This is a genomic window from Streptomyces sp. NBC_00096 (assembly GCF_045041305.1).
Lineage (GTDB): Bacteria > Actinomycetota > Actinomycetes > Streptomycetales > Streptomycetaceae > Streptomyces.
Map to the genome: position 1 here is coordinate 433,731 of NZ_CP108221.1, position 17,337 is coordinate 451,067.

At 73.6% G+C, this 17,337-nt stretch carries 16 protein-coding genes and 1 pseudogene; 8 read left to right on the top strand and 9 right to left on the bottom strand.

The features are described 5' to 3' along the window. Positions 1 to 20: 20 nt before the first annotated feature. A complete protein-coding gene (locus OG904_RS01975) occupies positions 21 to 482 on the top strand; it encodes a universal stress protein (protein WP_405486696.1) in 462 nt (153 codons plus the stop codon). Between the two features lie 105 nt (positions 483 to 587). Here OG904_RS01975 and OG904_RS01980 read toward each other — a convergent pair whose 3' ends face one another. Continuing rightward, positions 588 to 1,793 carry a CapA family protein gene (locus OG904_RS01980; protein WP_405486698.1) on the bottom strand — a complete coding sequence of 402 codons (1,206 nt, stop codon included), beginning with the start codon at positions 1,791 to 1,793 and terminating at the stop codon, positions 588 to 590. 285 nt (positions 1,794 to 2,078) lie between these two features. Between OG904_RS01980 and OG904_RS01985 the strand changes: the two genes are divergently transcribed. Beyond that, positions 2,079 to 2,618, top strand: coding sequence for a sigma-70 family RNA polymerase sigma factor (locus tag OG904_RS01985; RefSeq protein WP_405486700.1), 540 nt, complete (start codon positions 2,079 to 2,081; stop codon positions 2,616 to 2,618). Positions 2,619 to 2,854: 236 nt separating this feature from the next. Continuing rightward, positions 2,855 to 3,319 (top strand): hypothetical protein, encoded by a 465-nt coding sequence (locus tag OG904_RS01990; protein WP_405497700.1) that lies wholly within the window; start codon positions 2,855 to 2,857, stop codon positions 3,317 to 3,319. 69 nt (positions 3,320 to 3,388) lie between these two features. Here OG904_RS01990 and OG904_RS01995 read toward each other — a convergent pair whose 3' ends face one another. The 4 genes from OG904_RS01995 to OG904_RS02010 form a co-directional block, all read right to left on the bottom strand. Beyond that, on the bottom strand, positions 3,389 to 3,787 hold the full coding sequence (locus OG904_RS01995) for a hypothetical protein (RefSeq protein WP_405486702.1): 399 nt from the start codon (positions 3,785 to 3,787) through the stop codon (positions 3,389 to 3,391). A gap of 71 nt (positions 3,788 to 3,858) precedes the next feature. Continuing rightward, positions 3,859 to 4,719 (bottom strand): Fpg/Nei family DNA glycosylase, encoded by an 861-nt coding sequence (locus OG904_RS02000; protein ID WP_405486704.1) that lies wholly within the window; start codon positions 4,717 to 4,719, stop codon positions 3,859 to 3,861. 52 nt (positions 4,720 to 4,771) lie between these two features. Then, positions 4,772 to 6,835 (bottom strand): SpoIIE family protein phosphatase, encoded by a 2,064-nt coding sequence (locus OG904_RS02005; RefSeq protein ID WP_405486706.1) that lies wholly within the window; start codon positions 6,833 to 6,835, stop codon positions 4,772 to 4,774. A gap of 7 nt (positions 6,836 to 6,842) precedes the next feature. After that, positions 6,843 to 8,192, bottom strand: coding sequence for a DUF6777 domain-containing protein (locus tag OG904_RS02010; protein WP_405486708.1), 1,350 nt, complete (start codon positions 8,190 to 8,192; stop codon positions 6,843 to 6,845). Between the two features lie 186 nt (positions 8,193 to 8,378). On the opposite strand from OG904_RS02010, the gene OG904_RS02015 reads away from it, so the two are divergent. Genes OG904_RS02015 through OG904_RS02025 form a run of 3 tightly spaced genes read left to right on the top strand, consistent with a single transcriptional unit; the run spans position 8,379 to position 11,352 of the window. Then, positions 8,379 to 9,332: a YndJ family protein gene (locus OG904_RS02015; RefSeq protein ID WP_405486710.1), complete on the top strand. Its 954-nt coding sequence runs from the start codon at positions 8,379 to 8,381 to the stop codon at positions 9,330 to 9,332. Beyond that, complete coding sequence (locus OG904_RS02020; protein ID WP_405486712.1) at positions 9,329 to 9,925, top strand: DUF1990 family protein; 597 nt, start codon at positions 9,329 to 9,331, stop codon at positions 9,923 to 9,925. Before OG904_RS02015 ends, OG904_RS02020 begins: the two co-directional genes overlap by 4 nt. Beyond that, positions 9,883 to 11,352 carry a lipase maturation factor family protein gene (locus OG904_RS02025; RefSeq protein ID WP_405486714.1) on the top strand — a complete coding sequence of 490 codons (1,470 nt, stop codon included), beginning with the start codon at positions 9,883 to 9,885 and terminating at the stop codon, positions 11,350 to 11,352. Before OG904_RS02020 ends, OG904_RS02025 begins: the two co-directional genes overlap by 43 nt. Here the strand turns inward: OG904_RS02025 and OG904_RS02030 are convergent. After that, a complete protein-coding gene (locus OG904_RS02030; RefSeq protein WP_405486716.1) occupies positions 11,340 to 12,332 on the bottom strand; it encodes an NAD-dependent epimerase/dehydratase family protein in 993 nt (330 codons plus the stop codon). The genes OG904_RS02025 and OG904_RS02030 overlap by 13 nt on opposite strands. A gap of 148 nt (positions 12,333 to 12,480) precedes the next feature. Continuing rightward, positions 12,481 to 12,657 (bottom strand): hypothetical protein, encoded by a 177-nt coding sequence (locus tag OG904_RS02035; protein ID WP_405486718.1) that lies wholly within the window; start codon positions 12,655 to 12,657, stop codon positions 12,481 to 12,483. 343 nt (positions 12,658 to 13,000) lie between these two features. Between OG904_RS02035 and OG904_RS02040 the strand changes: the two genes are divergently transcribed. Continuing rightward, entirely contained in the window at positions 13,001 to 13,336 is a 336-nt protein-coding gene (locus OG904_RS02040) for a hypothetical protein (protein ID WP_405497702.1), read from the top strand. A 129-nt stretch (positions 13,337 to 13,465) separates the two neighbouring features. On the opposite strand, the gene OG904_RS02045 is transcribed toward OG904_RS02040, so the two are convergent. Further along, positions 13,466 to 14,941 (bottom strand): SDR family NAD(P)-dependent oxidoreductase, encoded by a 1,476-nt coding sequence (locus tag OG904_RS02045; RefSeq protein WP_405486720.1) that lies wholly within the window; start codon positions 14,939 to 14,941, stop codon positions 13,466 to 13,468. Positions 14,942 to 15,142: 201 nt separating this feature from the next. Between OG904_RS02045 and OG904_RS02050 the strand changes: the two are divergent. Further along, a pseudogene (locus OG904_RS02050) lies at positions 15,143 to 15,865 on the top strand (DMT family transporter); the annotation flags it as partial. Positions 15,866 to 16,057: 192 nt separating this feature from the next. Here the strand turns inward: OG904_RS02050 and OG904_RS02055 are convergent. Continuing rightward, the gene (locus OG904_RS02055; RefSeq protein WP_405486722.1) at positions 16,058 to 17,314 is read right to left on the bottom strand and encodes a transglycosylase family protein; all 1,257 of its coding nucleotides are present in this window, start codon (positions 17,312 to 17,314) and stop codon (positions 16,058 to 16,060) included. Positions 17,315 to 17,337 lie beyond the last annotated feature (23 nt).

Here is a 17,337-nt window from a genome sequence, read left to right on the forward strand (position 1 = left end):
GATGGCCTAGCCTCAGAAGGGTGACAGAGCACGTGGGTACGGGATTCGAGCGCGGTACGGACGGCCCGAAGGTGATCCTCGCCGGGGTGGACGGGTCGGAGTCCTCACTCCGCGCGGCCGCCTACGCGGCGGGGCTGGCCCGGCGGCAGAACGCGCTGCTGGCGCTGGTGTACGTCCAGCCGGTGATGCCGGCCGGGGCTTCGCTGGGCGCGCCGGTGGCCGATGCCACCGAGGAGATCGCCGAGGGCCTGGTGGCGGAGATCCGGGAGTCCGCGGAGCGCCTCAAGGGCGTCTACGACGTCCGCTGGCAGTTCCACACCTTCCGCGGGGATCCGTACGCCGGGCTGGTGAGCGCGGCGGCGGAGCTGACGGCGGACGCGGTGGTGGTCGGGGCCTCGGAGCAGGCCGGGCACCGGATCGTGGGGTCGGTGGCGGTCCGCCTGGTGAAGGCGGGCCGCTGGCCGGTGACCGTGGTGCCTTAGCCGCGGCGGGCGGGGGTGGGGGCGGGGGCCGGGCCGGGTCCAGCTGCGCCGCGCCGGGCCCAGCCGCACCCAGGCCCGCCCAGCCCCGCCCCGCCCCGTAGAGGCCTACTTCGCCATCGTCAGCCCGTCCTTGGCCGCGCCGCGCCCGAGCACGGCCCCGGTGATCTCGTCGCGGGCGTCCTCGTAGTCCTCGCGGCCCGGGTTCTGGGCGAGGGCGGCGGGCAGGTTGACGACCCGGCCCGCCCCGAGGTCCATCATCTGCGGGACGAACTCGGCCTTGGTGACCTGCCAGCGCTGCCCGGGGGCGGCCGGCGGGGCGAAGGTGAAGCGGCCGATGGAGCCGTAGTTGCCGCGCAGGTCCCGGGCGCCGGTGTCGTTGAACATCTCGCCGGCGACCTGGTCGCCCATGCCGTAGACGATCCAGGTCCCGTTGACCTTCTCGTAGGCCTGCGGGATGTGGGCGTGCGTGCCCAGGATCATGTCCACGTCGGGACGGCCGCCGGTCTGCGACGCGGTCAGCGCCTTGCCGAGCGAGAGCTGCTTCTCGTCCGGTTCGGTCTGCCACTCGGTGCCCCAGTGGAGGCTGACGAGGACCACGTCCGCCCCCGCCTTACGGGCGGCCCGCGCGTCCGCGACGATCTTCTCCTCCTCCATCAGGTTGACGGCCCAGGGCTGGCCGTCGGGCATCGGGTAGCCGTTGGTGTCGTAGGTGTACGCGAGGTGCGCGACCTTCGCGGAGCCCGCCGTGTACATCGTCACGGTGTTCGCCTCGGCCGCCGTGCGGGCCGAACCTGCGTGCTTGAGACCGGCCTTGTCGAAGGTGTCGAGGGTGCGCTTCAGGCCTTCGCCGCCCCCGTCGAGGGTGTGGTTCGAGGCGGTGGAGCAGCCGTCGTACCCGGCGTCCTTCAGGCCTTCCGCGACCTCGGGCGGGGACTGGAAGGCGGGATATCCGGTGAACGGACCGCCGTCCGGCCCGTAGACGGTCTCCATGTGGCAGATCGCCAGGTCGGCGGCCGAGACCACCGGCTTGACCCCGGAGAACATCGGCCGGAAGTCGTGGCCCTCGCCGTCCGCGTCGGAGGCCGCGCGCCGGATGACCGACTCGTGCGGCAGGACGTCCCCGCTCGCGACGAGGGTGAAGCCCCTCGCGGCGGGCGCCGTGGTGGCTCCGGGGGCGCCGGACGGGCCCCGCCCCGGCGGGGAGCCCACCAGGCGGGCCGGTGCCGGGCCGTCGCCGGCGGAGCAGCCGGCGACGGCCGAGAGCACCACGGCGGTCAGGAGTGCGAGGGCGTGGCGGGTGCGCGCGGTCATCTGTCCCGGCTCTCCTCAATAAATCCGACTATCTGATCACCTGTCAATTCATAGAAAGAGACGCCCCGAGTCAAGGGACGGCTCCGCCGCCCGGCCGCGCACTCACTCCAATGGCCGTTCGGCGCGCCGTTCGACCGTTCAACGCCCCGCGCGGCCGCCCACCGGATGACCCGGGTGCTTGGGCGCACCACCCGGGCCGGACGGTTCCCGGGCGGCCCGGTGCAGGTCAGGGTGTATTCGTCGACCTCGAACGCAACCCGGACCGACCCCCGGAAGGAGCCTCCCGTGCCCCTCGCCCCCGCCCTCAGCCGCACCGACCCCGAGGCGCTGGCCGAACTCCAGCACGAACACGGACGTGCCCTGTTCGGTTTCCTGCTGGGCCTCACGGCCGGGGACGCCCAGCGCGCGGAGGATCTCGTACAGGAGACCCTGCTACGGCTCTGGCAGCATCCCGAGGTCCTGGCGAGCGGGTACGAATCCCTGCGGCCCTGGCTGTTCACGGTGGCCCGGCGGATCGCCATCGACGCCCGGCGGGCCCGCCTGTCGCGGCCGCAGGAGGTGGATCCGGAGGGGCTGGAGCACGCGGCGGCGCCGGGGGACGCGGTGGCGGGCTCGGTGACGGCCATCGACGTACGACGGGCCGTGGGCTCGCTGGGGCCGGAGCACCGGGAGGTGCTGATGCAGGTCTACTTCCAGGACCGCTCGGTGGCCGAGGCCGCGGCGGAGCTGGGCATTCCGGCGGGGACGGTCAAGTCCCGCACCCACTACGCCCTGCGCGCCCTGCGCAAGGGACTCCAGGGGTACGGTTACGGACTCGGCGCCTGAGGCCCGACGACACGCGGTCAATGCGCCAAAGGCTGGCCCGAACACCCGTGAACCGGACACAAACCGCATCGAATTCAGCACCGGACCGTTCAAGTTGAGTAAACATCCCCCATCGGGTGAGCCCCGCAAGGAAGGCTCGGCGCTGACGGCGGGATGACTCGACGCATGCGGGAGAAGGTGGAACGGTGCAGCCCGAGGGTACGAACGGCACCAGTGACGGTGGGCTCGCGGTGCCCATGGCGTGGCTCTACGCGGAGTACATCGCCGACGAACTGCTGCGCACGGGCCGGTTGATCCCGGTCAGCACCCTGGAGTTCCGTGCCGGACGCGACACGCTCGCGCTGACCATCTACCTCTCCGACGCGGCCGGCGAACTCTCCGGGATCCGGGTCGTCTCCCAGCTCGACGAGTGGATGTCGCTGACGGCGTACGGTCACCCCTGGCGCGACTGGGTCCACACCCGGTTCCTGGCGCTGGGCGAAGAGGCCCGCGAGCGCGGCAGCGGCGAGGACCCGGACCTGGAACTGGCCCGCGCGGCCTGGCGCTGGCTGGACCACACGGAGCTCTTCGCCACCAACCTCGACCCGGGCCGGCACGGCCACGCAGACACCCCGCCGGGCCTCGACGAGAACGCCCGCGTCTGGACGCCCGCCTGGCAGCTGGGCCTCCCCCTGGGGCACCTGGCGATGCACTTGTTCTGACCGGGCGGGGCCGGGCCGGACGGTCACCACCCGGACGGCCATCCCCCGGGCGGCCACCCCGGCCGGCGGCTACCCCGCCCGGCGCGGGCCCGGGGGCTCCGTGTGGTCGGTGACCAGCCCGGTGAAATCGGCCTCGTTGCGCTCGGCCCGGATCACGTACCGCCGGGCGACGCACCACAGCACCGGGTACACCAGGACCCCGAGCACGATCCAGACCAGCGGGCCCGACGCGAAGCACGGGAGCAGGAACAGCAGCGGCAGCAGGGCCACCGGGACGGCGAGCGCGGCCAGGGCGCAGAGTCCGGCGCGGAGCTGGCTGCGCATGAGGGAGCGCACGTAGGTGGCGCCCAGGGTGGTCTGTTCGGAGATCTCGGAGCAGGCCGGCGTGTGCGCGGGCGGCCGGCGGCGGGTGCCCCGCGGGACACCCGTGACGATCTCGCGCCGGGGCGGCTGCTGCGGCTCGGCCATGGGGCGGAGTCTACTGCTCTCCCCGGCCGCGGAAAGGCCCGCGTACGGCCCGTCCGGTCGCCGGCGCGTTGCTACTTGAGGAGCTTCGACAGCCTGCGGTCCGCAAGCGGCTTGCCGCCGGTCTGGCAGGTGGGGCAGTACTGGAGCGAGGAGTCGGCGAAGGAGACCGAGCGGACGGTGTCCCCGCACACCGGGCACGGCTCGCCCGCGCGGCCGTGCACCCGCAGCCCGCTCTTCTTCTCGGCCTTGAGCCGGCCGGCCGCCACCCCGTGCGCCCGCTCGACCGCCGTGCGCAGGGTCTCGCGGACGGCCGCGTACAGGTGGTCCACCTGTGCCCCGTCGAAGGAGGCGGCCAGTTTGAAGGGCGAGACCCCGGCATGGTGGAGGATCTCGTCGCTGTACGCGTTGCCGATGCCCGCGATGACGCTCTGGTCGCGCAACACGCCCTTGATCTGCCGCCGTTCCCCCGCGAGCAGTGCGCCGAAGGCCTCGCGGCCGAAGCCCTCGGCGAGCGGGTCCGGGCCGAGGCGGGCGATGCCCGGGACCTCCTGCGGATCGCGGACCACGTAGACGGCGAGCCGCTTTTGGGTCCCCGCCTCGGTGAGGTCGAAACCGCCGCCGCCCTCCAGTACGACGCGCAGCGCGAGCGGCCCCTTGCCGGGGCGCGGCGGCTGCGCGGGAACGCTGTCGGTCCAGCGCAGCCAGCCGGCCCGGGCGAGGTGGGTGACGAGGTGCAGCTCGCCGATCCGCAGGGCGAGGAACTTGCCGTACCGGGCCGTGGGACCGGCCGGCCGTCCTTCGAGGGCGGTCAGGGGCGGGTCGTAGGTCTTGAGCACGCTCACCGCGAGCGGGAGGACGCGCTCGACCACCCGCCCGGCGAGGTGCTCGTCGAGGAACTCCCGCAGGGCCTCGACCTCGGGCAGCTCGGGCATGCCCCCAGCCTGCCGTGCCCCCGGGCGGAGCGCGAGCCGGGGCGCCGCGGACTCACACCATCGTGAACTCGCACCACACGCACTTGCCGCTTCCCCGGGACTCCACGCCCCAGACGTCGGCCAGCCGATCCACCAGCATCAGGCCGCGCCCCGAGACCCCGGAGTCGCCGGCTTCCCGGCGCCTCGGCAGGGCGCTGGAGCGGTCCTCGACCTCCACCCGGAGCCGGCGCTGGGGGCCGGTCAGGACGCGCAGCGTCACGATGGCCGGGCCGTCGGTGTGCATGAGGGCGTTGACGATGAGTTCGTCCGCGATCAGCTCGATCTCGTCGGCCCGGTCGCGCGCGCCCCACGCCCGGACCGCCGCGCCGATCATGTGGCGGGCCGATACCAGGGCCTCCGGATCGCCGGGGGCCACGTGCTGCTGGAGGCGGCCGCCGCCCTGCGGGACGTCCTCGACCTCGCGGCGCAGCAGGAGGAGCGCCATGTCGTCGTCGCCGCCCCGGTCGTCGACGACCTCGCACAGCCGGTCCGCGAGCCGGGCCAGGTCCGCCGGGCCGGTGCGGACCATGGAGGCGAGGAGCTCGATGCCGTCGTCGAGGTCGGCTCCGGGCTGTTCCACCAGGCCGTCCGTGCACAGCAGAAGCGTTTCCCCGGGGTCCATCTCCACGGTGGTCACCGGATACTCCAGCCGCCCGAACTCCGCCGACAGCCCGAGCGGCATCCCGCCCTCCAGCGCGAGGCGCTCGCAGCCCCCGTCCACGGTGCGCAGCAGGGGGTCGATGTGGCCGGCCCGGACCAGTTGCAGCACTCCGGTCGACAGGTCGGCCTCGACGTAGGTGCAGGTCGCGAAGCGGTCGGTGTCCAGCTCGTGCAGGAAGACGGAGGCGCGGGCCATGACGGTGCCCGGCGAGTGCCCCTCGGCGGCGTAGGCGCGCAGCACGATCCGGAGCTGTCCCATGACGGCCGCCGCGTGCGTGTCGTGGCCCTGGACGTCGCCGATGACCGCGCCGACCCGGCCTCCGGGCAGCGGGATGACGTCGTACCAGTCGCCGCCGATGTCCTGGCCCATCCGGGCCGAGCGGTACCGTACGGCGATCTCGGCGCCCGGCACCGACGGGATCCGGCGCGGCAGCATCGCCTGCTGCAGCCCTTCCGCCAAGTCGTGTTCCTGTTCCAGCAGCATCGCCCGCTGCAGGCTCTGCGCGATGCTGCTGCCGAGCGCGACGAGCAGGTTCCGCTCGTCCTGGGTGAAGCCGTCCTTGTCCTGGTAGAGCAGGCCGATGGCGCCGATCGGGCGGGCCTGGGCGATCAGCGGCAGGTACGCGGCCGCCGAGATGTGCATGGAGGAGATCTTCGACCAGAGCCCGGGATAGCCGGCGGCGAACTCGGCCGCGGAGTCGAGGAAGCGCGGCTGGAGCGAGCGGACGACCTCGCTCATCGGGTACTGCTCGTCGATGCGGGTGTAGCGGGTGCCGGGGACGAAACTGCCCGCCGGGCCCTCGGCGACGAGGTGGATCCGGCCGGCTTCGACCAGGCCCATCACCATGCCCATCGAGCCGAGCCGTTCCATGCCGTGGGCGTCACCGAGCACGTCGATGACGTCCTGGACGGTGCGGGCGTGCGCGAGCGCGGCGGTGGTGCTCTCCACCACGGACGTCTGCCGGCGCCGCTCCTCGTCCAGCCCGAGGCGTTCCGCCGAGTGGCTGAGCTCCTCGGTGGCGTCCCGGACGATGCCGATGATCCGGTACGGGCGCCCGTCCGGGCCGCGCATGACCCGGCCCTGGGTGTGCGTCCAGCGCAGCCGGCCGTCGCGGCAGCGGATGCGGAAGTAGGCGCCGTAACTGTCGACGCCGCTCTTGAGGGCGGAGGAGACCAGGGCGTCGAGCCGGACGCTCTCGGCGGGCGGGACGCGCGGCGAGAGCGACTCGGGCCGTCCGTCGTACTCCTCGGGGGTGGTGTCGAAGACCTCGAGGGCCGCGGAGTCCATGTGCATGAGACCGGTGACCAGGTCCCAGTCGAAACTCCCCATGCGGTTCAGCGAGAGCGACCGGTCCGGGTGTGCGGGCCAGTCGTCCGGCAGCGATACGGCGGTCGGCACCGGTCCACCATGACACACGGGCCGGTCAGGCGCTCTCCAGGTACTGGGTCTCGTTCGGGGCCGGGGGCTGCTGGTCGGGGACGACGTACGGGTTGGTGTACGGGTTGGTGTACGGGTCCGTGTACGGGTCTGTGTACGGCTCCGCGAACGGGTCGTAGGGGGCGTTCGGATCGGTCGGCCACGGCGTCGATCCGTCCGGGCCCACCAGGGTCCCCGGGTCGCCCGGCGTCCGGCCGGGCAGATCGGACGGGAGGTCCGTGGGCACGTCCGTGGGCACGTCGGAGGCGGGCGGCGGGACGGTGGGCGGCCCCGAGGGGGTCCGGGACGAGGGCCTGTCGGGGACCGTGGGGGTGTCCGGGACCGCCGGGGTGTTCGGGACCGCCGGGGTGTTCGGGACCGTCTGCGGGGCGCCCGGCGGGCAGTCGGCCGGCTTCGGTACGGGGCTCTGCCCGGGGCTCGGCTTGCCGGGGACGGGCGGCGAGGTACGGGCGAGGCTGTTGCTGTCCGGGGTCGGGCAGGGATCGGCCGGGGAGGTGCCCGGCGGGGTCACGGGTCCGGCGGGGATGCCGTCGGCCGGGTCGTAGGGCGGGGGCGTCCCGGGGGCGCGGTCCTGGGCTCCGTCGTCGCCGGTCCTGCGCTCGATCCAGGTGTTGTCGGTGATGTTGACGATGACCAGGTTGTTGATCACTTGTGCGGTCGGCTCGATGACCACGACCTGGTTGGGCTGGTAGCCGGTCCACGGGTCGCCCTTGAGCACCGGGGCCCCCTGGGCGGCGCGCGGCGCCAGCAGCGGGTTTCCGCAGGCGCAGCGGACCCGGGGCATTCCGTGGGCGTCCACCAGGACGGCGGTGCCGGCCTGGAGGACGGACTGGAAGGCGTTCGGCTTGCCGCCGGCGAAGCCGTGGTTGGTCACCCGGGCGTCGGCGCGCAGCACGACCGGGGTGAGGCCGCGCAGGAACTCGGGGATCTCCTCCTGCTTCACCTGGGAGGCCTCGGCGAAGGCGCGGGCCTTGCCGTCGTCGGCGGTGAGGGACTGGACCTGCGCTTCCACGTCGCAGCTGCCGATCCGCTGGGTTCCGCCGTACAGGCCGGGGGTGGCGGCGTTGACGGTACGGATGCCCTGGCCGGTCGCGTTGGGCACCGGGGGCTGCACGGGGGCCGATTCGCCCATGGCGGAGGAGCTGGTGAAGGGGTCGGGGCCCGCCGAGGCCACGGGCTGGAGGCGGACCTCCTGGCTCTCGGCGACGGGCCCCTTGGTCTGCGCGCCCCCGTCGGAGGTTCCGCAGGCCGCGGCGAGGAGTCCGAGGGCGGCGAAGAGGGCCGCACGAGCCGGTGCGTGACGACGCGGCGCCTGACGAGGTGTCGGTGCGTGCACGTTTCATCTCCCTTTTTGCCCCGGTTTGTTCCTCTTGTCTGCCGTATGTGCGCCACGGCCGCAACCGGAGGAACGGGGATCCGACCACACCCGGACAGCATCTTGAACATGTTCAAGAGACCGTCTAGGCTCACGATCGTGAGTTGAACGCGTTCAAAGCGTTCGTTCCGTGGAGGGGAGTGCACGGTGACCGTGCTGGTGAATCTGATCGTCACGCTGGGCATGCTCTACGTCGTCCCGACCGGCCTGCGCCTGATCGATCCGGTCCGGTTCGGCCGGACGGCCCGGCTCTGGCCCCTCTTCGCGGCCCCCGGAGCTATATGCCTCTGGATGCCGCGCGGAGCGCCCGCCACGGCCCTCGCCGCACTCTACGCGGCGGCCACCCTGAGCCTCGCGGCGCGGGCCCTGGTCCTCGCGGCTCGGACCCTGACCCCGCGCACACCGGCCCGGCCCGCTTCGGCCCCGCCGGCGCGGAGCGACCCGCCCGGGCGGCGGAGCCCGACCCCCGCCGAGGTGGCCGTCCTCACCGCGCTGGCGGCGCCCTCGGTCGCCGGGACCGCGCTGGTCGCCGAACGCGCCGGATACCGGCTCTTCGGCTTCGACCTCGACATCCTCGCCCTGACCGTGCCGCACTTCCACTTCGCCGGGTTCACCGCCGCCCTGGTCGCCGGCCTGGTGTGCCGGTCGGCCACCACCTCCGGAGCCCTCGCGCGCTGGGCGGCGTACAGCGTCCCGGCCGGGACGCTGCTCGTCCTCCTCGGCTACTTCGTCGACGACTGGGCCGAGCTGGTGGGCGCGGTGACGCTGACCGGCGGCATGTGGGCGGTGGCCCTGCTGACCTGGCGGGACGTCCGCCCCGGGGCCGCCGGTCGGGACCGTGTCACCGGCGCGCTGCTGGGCACCTCGGCGGCCGTCCTGGTGGCCACCATGCTGCTCGCCCTGTGGTGGGCGCTCGGCGAGGCCACCGGGGTCGTGCACCCCACCCTGACCTGGATGGCCGCGACCCACGGTCTCGGCAACGCCCTCGGATTCGCCCTGTGCTCACTGCTGGCCTGGCGCCGCCTGGCCCCCGGGCGGCCCGGCCGAACGGCCCGGGCCGGCCGGGCCGCCCGAACAGACCGAACGGAGATCACGGCATGACCCGCCTCACCAGCGCAGCCCGCAGCACCTTCAACCACCCCGACCGGGGCGCCACGGCCCGGCGGCCGCTGCCCGCCGGCTACGGCATCACCCACCACCGCACCCGCATCGGGTACGGGCGGGCCGTACTCGAAGCCGCCGGCGCCGCCGTCACCACCTTCCGGGCGCACCGGGCCTCGGGGATGCTCGTCACGGCCGGCGGCGAACCCGTCCGGACGGGCGACCGGGTGGTGGTCGGGATCGGCGTGGGACGGCTGCGGATCGACGCCCCGTGCGAGGTGGTCTGGACGGCGTACGAGCCCCGGCGGATCGGTTTCGCCTACGGAACGCTGGCCGGGCATCCCGCGCGCGGCGAGGAGTCCTTCGTGGTGGACATGGAGGCGGACGGCTCGGTGTGGTTCGAGGTGAACGCCTTCAGCCGTCCGGGCAGCTGGTACACCCGCCTGGCGGGCCCGGTCCTCCCCTTCCTCCAGCAGGCCTACGCTTGCCGCCTCGGGCGGTACGTACGGGGACTCGCCACGGGCGCCCGCCCGGCCGGATACTGGACGGGATGGACTGGTTCACGGCGCCCGGATACTGGCTGGGGCGGCTGATCTTCCAGCGGGCCCTGGCCGGCGTCTACCTCGTCGCCTTCACCGGGGCCGCCCTGCAGTTCCGGGCACTGATCGGGACGCACGGCATGCTGCCCGTGCCGCGGTACCTGCGGTACGCGCCCTTCCGCCGCGCCCCGAGCCTGTTCCACCTCCACTACTCCGACCGGTTCTTCGTCGCCTGCGCCTGGGCCGGCGCCGCGCTGGCGGCGGCGCTCGCCGCGGGGGCCGGGGACGCGGTGCCGCTGGGCGCGGCGATGGCGATGTGGGCGCTGCTGTGGGCGCTGTACCTGTCCGTCGTGAACGTGGGACAGACCTGGTACTCCTTCGGCTGGGAGTCGCTGCTGCTGGAGGTCGGCTTCCTGGCCGTCTTCCTCGGGAACGCGGGGGCCGGGCCGCCGGCGGCGGTGCTGTGGCTGCTGCGCTGGGTGGTCTTCCGGGTGGAATTCGGCGCGGGGCTGATCAAGATGCGCGGCGACCCCTGCTGGCGGCGGCTCACGTGCCTCTACTTCCACCACGAGACGCAGCCGATGCCCGGTCCGCTGAGCTGGTTCTTCCACCATCTGCCGAGGCCGCTGCACCGGGCGGAGTGCGCCGCCAACCACGTGACCCAGCTGGTCGTCCCGGTCCTGCTGTTCGCCCCGCAGCCGGTGGCCTCGTACGCCGCCGGGACCATCGTGGCGACCCAGTTGTGGCTGGTGCTGTCGGGGAACTTCGCCTGGCTGAACTGGATCACGATCACGGCGGCGCTGCCGGCCGTGGACTTCAGCGCGTTCGCGGGCGCCCCGCCGCCGGCCGCCTCCCGGGAGGGGCCGCTCTGGTACGTGGCGGCGGTGTGCGCGCTGACCGTGCTGGTGCTGGTGCTCAGCCGGCATCCGGTGGCCAACATGGTCTCGCGCCGCCAGGTGATGAACCGGTCCTTCGACCCCCTCCACCTGGTCAACACCTACGGGGCGTTCGGCACGGTGGGCCGGATCCGCGAGGAGGTGGTGGTGGAGGGCACCGCGGACCGGGTGCCCCGGGAGGACGGCGCGTGGCGGGAGTACGGGTTCAGGGGCAAGCCGGGCGACGTGCGCCGGATCCCCCGCCAGTTCGCCCCGTACCACCTGCGCCTCGACTGGCTCATGTGGTTCGCGGCGCTCTCCCCCGGTTACGCCCGGGACTGGTTCGGTCCGTTCGTGGAACGGCTGCTGGCGGGAGACCGGGACACGCTGCGGCTGATCCGGTACAACCCCTTCCCGGACGCGCCGCCGCGCTACGTCCGGGCGCGGCTGTACCGCTACCGGTTCACGACCTGGCGCGAGCTCCGCGAGACGGGGGCGTGGTGGCACCGCACGCTGGTGCGCGAATACCTCCCGCCGACCCGGCTCGCGGCCCCGTCCCCGTCCCCGTCACCTGGTGCCCGGTCGTCGGAGTCCTACGAGCCCTGAGCGCCGAGGAGTACGGCCTCCTGCTCCGCACTCATCCCGGGGGACAGCCGGTCGGTGCGCTGCGGCGCGACCCCGCCCAGGGTCCCGAGCCAGGCCCACGTGTCGGCGACGGTCTCCTCGACCGGCCGGCACACCAGGCCCGTCGCGAGCGCCTTGGTCACGTCGCCGCCGTACATGAAGTCGTGCTGCTCTCCCTCCGGCAGCCAGACCGGAAGCTCCGTCCAGGGCTGCACGCCCGCTTCCCCGATCCGGGCCGGATCGGTCCAGCGCAGCTCGGCGCCGCCGCCGGTCACCTTCGCGCAGGCTTCCAGGAAGCTGCCCATCGTGGCGTGGCCGACCGGGGAGACCAGGTTGTACGGTCCTTCGCGCCCGGCCTCCGCGGCGTCGAGGGTCCAGCGCGCGAGGTCGCGCACGTCCACGTACTGGAGCGGGAGCTCGCGCGGCCCCGGGGCGGGCAGCGGGCCGCCCCGGGCGGTGCGGTTCAGCCACCAGGGCAGCCGGCCGACGTTCTCGTAGGGGCCGAGGATGAGCCCGGCGCGGACCAGCAGGGCGCGGTCGCCGAAGGCGTCCGCGGCGGCGATCTCACCGCCGCGCTTGTCCTCGGCGTAGGCCACGGCGCCCGCGTCGGGCGAGCCGTCGACCAGCGGGCCGTCCTCGGCCAGTCCCGCCGGGGCGGGGTACCGGTACACGGACCGGCTGGATATGTACGCGTACCGGCCGGCCCGGCCGGCGAGCAGCCGGGCGGTGTCGCGCACGGCGGTGGGGGCGCCGCCCCAGGTGTCGACGACGAGGTCCCACTCCTCCTCGGCGAGGGCGTCCAGGCCGCCGGGGGCGGTGCGGTCCCCGTGCAGGCCCTTGGTGCCGGCGGGGGGCGCGTGGTGCCCGCGGTGGAAGACGGTCACCTCCCAGCCGCGGTCCAGGGCGTCTTCGGTGATCGCGCGCCCGACGAATTCGGTACCATCCAGCATCAGCAGCTTCATGCCGGTCAGCCTGCCCGGGAGCGCGGCCGCCCGTAACCCGTGATCGCCCACAGCGATGACGCCGACGGCGTACCGGTCCCGGGAACTTCCGAGCCCCCGCCGCCGGTCGTCGGCAGCGGGGGCTCGGAACACTCGGGTGGGGCGCCGGCTAGTCGATGCCGGGGAGGATGTGCGGCTCGGCGAGGTCGTCCTCGTAGCCGGCGAGGCGGATCGGGGCTGATCGGGCCCAGACCTCCAGGTTGCCGAGCGTCTCGGGGCGCTTACCGCTTCGCGACCCCGTACGTTCCCTCGTGACCTGGTCGGTCTTCGTCATTTCTGGTGTCACCGCGCACTCCTTTGTGTCGCGTAACCCGGCGGGCGCGGACCGCTCGCCGGTAGCAGGAATAAAGGGTTTCCGGACGCGGTGGCGCCTTGGTGGAGCGAGGGCCCGGGTGGGGCTCTCATGGCGCTCAGAGTACACATATGAGCGCACCCCCGCTCGATGGAAAGGTAAAATCCACACTGGTCCGCTTGTTTTCGCCATGAGTTCATCACCTCGCACGCAGTCACGTCGCACGGGAATGATCTGCTCGACGGCGCCATACGGGTGATGCGCGGTCTGGGCGACGGAGGGAACGACAGTGGCGAAGTACGGAGTGCCGGCGGTCGTCGGAAGCGTCGGGGAACTGATGGACCTGCTGCGGAGCGGGCCCGGTGACGGCCACGGGATGCGGGCGGCGGCGCTGCTGCGCCGCTCGCACCCCTCCGACAAGGAACTCCAGGTCGCGGGGCTGCTGATCGACCAGCCGGCGGAGGTGATCCGTCCGCTGCTGGGCGAGCGGGTGGCCCGGCTGGTACGGCTGCACGTGCCGGGCGCGCCGCCCCACGGGGCCGATCCCGATGTCGACTCCCTGAGCCACGCCGCCGAAGCGGGCCGGGCCGCGGGACTGGACGCGGGCGTACTGGAGGACTGGCGGCCGGTGCTGGAACTGGTCGCGGCCGGGGCCTGCGACCGCACGGCGTGAAACGCCGCGCGCCCCCGGCCCTCTCGTGGGAGGAACCGGGGGCGCGCGGTTGACGTACGGACGCGGCGGGCGCACGTGCGGACCGTCGGCGGGCACGCGTGCGGACTTCGGCGGACGCCGCGACGCGGTCTACCAGTTGGCGGGCGCGTAGTCCTTGAGGAAGACGCCGAACAGGTCCTCGCCGGCCTCGCCGCGGACGATCGGGTCGTAGACCCGGGCCGCGCCGTCGACCAGGTCCAGCGGGGCGTGGAAGCCCTCCTCGGCGAGGCGGATCTTGTCCGGGTGCGGCCGCTCGTCGGTGATCCAGCCGGTGTCGACGGCGGTCATCAGGATCTGGTCCTTCTGGAACATCTCCTGGGCGCTGGTGCGCGTCAGCATGTTCAGCGCGGCCTTGGCCATGTTGGTGTGCGGGTGGCCGGCGCCCTTGTAGCCGCGGCTGAAGACGCCCTCCATGGCCGAGACGTTGACCACGTAGCGGCGGCCGGCCTCGGCGGCGGCCATCGCCGGACGGAGCCTGCTGATCAGGATGAACGGCGCGGTGGAGTTGCACAGCTGCACTTCGAGCAGCTCGATCGGGTCCACCTCGGACACCGTCTGGATCCAGCTGTTGGTGTCGTGCAGGTCGGGGACCAGACCGCCCGCGTCGATCGCGGTGCCGGCGGCGATCCGCTCCAGGGAGGCCGAGCCGGAGACCAGCGCGAGCTCGGTGATGTCCTGGGCGCTGAGCTTCTCGCCCTTGCCGGTGGGCAGCGCGGCGACGCGGTCGACGGTGCCGCTGCCGAAGGTGCCGATGACCTCGGAGGCGGGCAGTTCGCCCGCCGGGAGCGGGGCGCCCTCGGCGGCGACGAGCTCGCTGTAGGCGCCGGGCGAACGGCGCACGGTCTGCGCGGCGTTGTTGATCAGGATGTCGAGCGGGCCCTCGGCGGCGACCGAGTCGGCCAGCGCCACGACCTGGGCCGGGTCGCGCAGGTCGATGCCGACGATCTTCAGGCGGTGCAGCCACTCGGAGCTGTCGGGCATCGCCTTGAAGCGGCGGATCGCGTCACCGGGGAAGCGGGTGGTGATCGTGGTGTGCGCACCGTCGCGCAGCAGTCGCAGCGCGATGTACATCCCGATCTTGGCGCGGCCGCCGGTGAGCAGGGCGCGGCGGCCGGTCAGGTCGGTGCGGGCGTCGCGGCGCGCGTGGTTGAAGGCGGCGCAGTCCTGGCAGAGCTGGTGGTAGAACGCGTCGACCTCGACGTAGCGGGTCTTGCAGACGTAGCAGGAGCGCGGGCGCTGCAGGATTCCGGCGATCGGGCCCTTGGCGGCGGCGGTCAGGGCGTTGCCCTGGGTCTCGTCGTCGATGCGCTCGGCGGAGCCGGTCGCGGTCGCCTCGGTGACGGCCTTGTCGTTGGCGGTCTTGGCGGCGCGGCGGTCCTGGCGGCGGCGCTGCTTGACCGTGCGGTAGAGACCGGCGGTGGCACGGCGCACGGTGATCGCGTCCGGGTGGTCGACGTCGAGCTTGTCCAGCTCGTCGAGCACGCCGAGGCAGAGGGCCAGGCGGTCGGGGTCGATGCCGGGCCCGAAGGCGTGGCCGTGCTCCTGGCTGTCTTCGGTCACCGTCATACCCGCAGTCGTTCCTTGATCACTCGTCCGCATCCGCCGGCTGCGGAAGTCCCCAAAAGGGCTAGTGTACGGATCCCCCCGGCGGGAAGACAAACGCACTGCACCGCTCCGGGCTACTGCGTACGGAGTAGTCCTCAAGCCGTACATGTCCCCGCCTGTAGGTGGAGGAATAGCTCTGCCTGGTCAGGCATTGTGACTTTTATGAGTGCCCTCGCCGTTTCGGTCCTGCTCTGCCTCGTGTCCGCCGTGGCGTACGCGGGCGGGGCGATCGTCCAGGAGCGGGTCGCGTCCCGTACGGCGGGCCGGCCCTACGCCCCCGTGCGCCAGGGCGCCTGGTACGCCGCCGTCGCACTGAACGGCCTGGGCGCGCTGCTGCACGTGATGGCGCTGGCCTACGGGCCGCTGAGCCTGGTGCAGCCGCTCGGGGCGCTCACCATCGTCTTCGCGCTCCCGATGGCGGCCGTGTTCGTACGGCGCCGGGCGCGCGCCGCCGCTTGGCGCGGGGCCGTACTGGCCACGGCCGGGCTGGCCGGGCTGCTGGCCCTGACGGGCGGCGACGGCCGGGACGGGCAGACCCTGACGGGCGGCGAGCAGAGCCTGCTGCTGGCGGTGACCGGGGCCGGGGCGGCCGTGCTGTTCCTGGCCTCCCGGCGGGTACGGCGGGCCGCCGCGCGCAGCGTGCTGCTGGCCTCGGCCGCCGGTGCGGCCTTCGGCATGGCCTCGGTGTTCACGAAGTCGGTGGCCGAGGGCTTCGCCCCGGACGCGCTGGTCCCGCTGTGGCCGGAGCTGACCGCGATCGCCGCGCTGGCGGCGGCGGGGCTGCTGCTGTCGCAGGCGGCCTACCGGGGCGCCGGGCTGACCGCGCCGCTGGCCACCGTGACGGTGACCAACCCGGTGGTCGCGGCGGCGGTCGGCATCGTGCTCTTCGACGAGGGCTTCCGCTACGGGGCGGCCGGAGCCGCCGCCGCGCTGGCGAGCGCGGCCCTGGCGGGGGCCGGGCTCGTCCTGCTCACCGTCTCGCCCCGCGAAGCCCCCGCGCCCGCGCCGTCGGACCCGGCCCGTAGTCCCGTCGTGGTCCCCGACCAGGCTCGGGATGCCGCGGTCCCGGACCGGACCTCAGATGTCGACGCCGCGGCCGCGCAGGTACTTCAGCGGGTCGATGTCGGTGCCGTAGCCGGGTCCCGTGCGCATCTCGAAGTGCAGGTGCGGTCCGGTCGTGTTGCCGGTCGAGCCGGAGCGGCCGATGCGCTGCCCGCCGGAGACCTGCGCACCGGCCTTGACCGAGAGCGCCGACAGGTGCGCGTACTGGGAGTACCGGCCGTCGGCGTGCCGGATGACGACCTGGTACCCGTACGCACCGGCCCACCCCGCTGAGACGACTTGTCCGCTGCCGACGGCCTTGACGGTGGTGCCGGTCGCCACGGGAAAGTCGACACCGGTGTGGTAGCCGCTCGACCAGGAGGCGCCCGCGACGTGGTACGCGGTGCCGAGCCCGGCGTCGACGGGGGCGAAGAAGGCGCCCGACGGGGATTGCGGCTTTTCGGCGGGCTTCTCCGCCGGCTTCTCGGCGGGCTTCGTCTCGGGCGTCCGCGCCACCGGTTCCACGGGCGTGACGGGTTCCGCCGTGCGCGGCGGCTTCTCGGGATTCTGGGCGGGCGGCGCGGGCGGCGCCGCCGTGACGCGCAGGGTGAGCCGCTGTCCGGGGAAGATCAGGTCCGGGTTGCCGCCCACGACGGCCCGGTTGGTCTCGTACAGGGACTGCCAGCCGCCCTGCACGTGCTGGTCGGTGGCGATCGCCGACAGCGAGTCCCCCGGCGCGACCACGTACGGGTTGGGCAGGACGGAGGTCCCGGTCGGGCTGGGCGCCGAGCCCTGCGGGGCGTTCTGCGGCGTGCTCTGCGATGCGGCCTGCGGGGCGTTCTGTGGAGCGGCGGCCTTCGCCTGCTGGACCGGGGCGGCCGGCCTGGGCTGCGTACCGGAGGCGGGCGCCGGGCCGCTGCGGCTGAGTCCGGCCTGCTTCCCGCACACCGGCCAGGCCTGCGGGCCCTGCCCCTTGAGCACCTTCTCCGCCACCGCGATCTGCTGGTCCCTGGTCGCCAGGTCGGCGCGGGCGGCGTACGCGGTACCGCCGAACGCGCGCCACGTGCTCTGACTGAACTGCAGTCCGCCGTAATAGCCGTTGCCGGTGTTGATGTGCCAGTTGCTGGTGGACTCGCAGGCGGCGACCTTGTTCCAGGTGTCCACCGAGGCGGCGTGCGCGGCCCCGGCGCCGATCAGGGGCAGCGCGATGCCGGCGCCGCCCGCGGTGACGACGAGCGAGGCACGGTTGATGCTGCTCGGCTGATACCGGCGGTGCCGGCCCCGTACACCCATGGGAGCCCCCATCGAAGACATCA